2 protein-coding genes are annotated in these 1,551 nt (G+C 29.2%); one reads left to right on the top strand and one right to left on the bottom strand.

Annotated features, from left to right (window positions below):
- Positions 1–147 precede the first annotated feature (147 nt).
- Complete coding sequence (locus B5E58_RS13205; RefSeq protein ID WP_088110094.1) at positions 148–564, bottom strand: hypothetical protein; 417 nt, start codon at positions 562–564, stop codon at positions 148–150.
- A 720-nt stretch (positions 565–1,284) separates the two neighbouring features.
- On the opposite strand from B5E58_RS13205, the gene B5E58_RS13200 reads away from it, so the two are divergent.
- Positions 1,285–1,551: hypothetical protein (locus tag B5E58_RS13200; protein ID WP_330395663.1), on the top strand; the 267-nt coding region annotated here is incomplete at its 3' end.

Genomic DNA, 1,551 nt, shown 5'->3' with positions numbered 1-1,551 from the left:
TAATCATATTTCATTTTATATGCCTCCTTAAATTTTCATAAAAAAAGAACCTTTACAAATCAATAAAAGGATAAGTAAAAGTTCTTTTTTATAGTCCTTATAATATCTAAATTTAATTTTTATTTATTTTATCAATTATATTTACAGCTATTTATCATCTCTTCTCTGATATTTCACAGCATCTTCCATTTTTATTATTCCATTTATTTTTTTAACTTCATCTACACAACGTTTATGTAATCTTTCAATTGTTTCATCGTCCATTTCATTTATCGCTGCAAGCATTTGTTCCAGTTTTGCCATCTCAACTGCAATTTTAAAAAGCAACCTACCGAAACGATTTTCTAATGATTTTATTATTCCTTCCATAGATTCTGTAATAACATCAGATAAAATTTCTGAGTGTTGTTCTTGATAAATATATCCTGAATAAAAATGAATTGCTTTTTCTATAAAATCACTTCTGTTTGCAAATTTTTTTATTATTACAGCTGAATCACTTTTATCCACAGCTTCTTTTGTAAGCCATACTGTGTATCTTTGTTTTCTATATTCTTCATTCATATGTCTTAAAACCTCCTTTGAGTCGGCATAAGCGTTAGCCTAAAACCCTTTGTTTTCTAAGTAAATATTAATTTATTAACTTGGATAACTCTGACACGAGCGTTAATCGTATTTTACGAGCGTTGCGAAAAAATCCCCGCACTGCGGGCGATTTGAGGAAACTTTCAACGCCCAAAGCGTTGAAATTTAACCTGCACTTTTATTTTCCTCACAAATCCCCCCTATCAAAGCCATATTTTTGCCTTGAAATTCCACTTGAAATTTCGCTTCTTTTTATCTAACTTTTTTTGATAAAAGCCTCCTTTCTGAAACTTCTCAATATTTGCCCAAATTTGCCTTTATTATATCTTGCCCATTAATAACACCACCTTTCTATAAAAACTTCACACAAGGGCAAATATAGGCATAAAAAAAGCGAACCCTTTGGTTCGCATAAGTTTATTAACCTATTCTGTTTTTAACTAATTTTATCTTTTTCAACTTCGCTTAAAATAGCCTTAAACAGGATTTATTTTTATTTAGGTATAATTATCCCACCTCCTTCACAAGTCTTTACACAAAGGCAAACACAGCCCTAATACAGCCATTATTTCAGTCTTGTCACATCACATTTTTTGATGTTTTTATTCTTCTGAAAACAATTATATCTTGACACTTCATTCTATCAGAGTTTATATACCACAAGTTGCTCTGCAAACTTCAAAATAAAGGGGTTATTTTATGGATATTTTTAATTATTTTATTTCTAACCACAATGAAAACACACATAAGTTTTCAGAAATTTTTAACTCAATCAATGAATTAAAACTTACTCTTGATGACAAAAGTTATATTCTTGACCACTATCTTTCAATGTTTTTTCGCTTACTAAAGCAAATGGATTTTACATATTTACAAGAAAAAATCCATTGTCTATTCAAAAAATCTGTTGAGAAATTTGCTGACTCATCAGAAAAATTTCACTATCAAGAACCTGAAACAAATGAA

Source organism: Tyzzerella sp. An114, assembly GCF_002161055.1.
In the GTDB taxonomy this organism is placed as follows: domain Bacteria; phylum Bacillota; class Clostridia; order Lachnospirales; family Anaerotignaceae; genus Fimicola; species Fimicola cottocaccae.
The sequence above is the reverse complement of the archived record's forward strand: the minus strand, read 5'-3'. Positions and strand labels throughout refer to the sequence as shown.

Bases quoted from the DNA above. Each gene is read 5' to 3' on its own strand.
- B5E58_RS13205 (WP_088110094.1), bottom strand. From the start codon at position 564: ATGAATGAAGAATATAGAAAACAAAGATACACAGTATGGCTTACAAAA.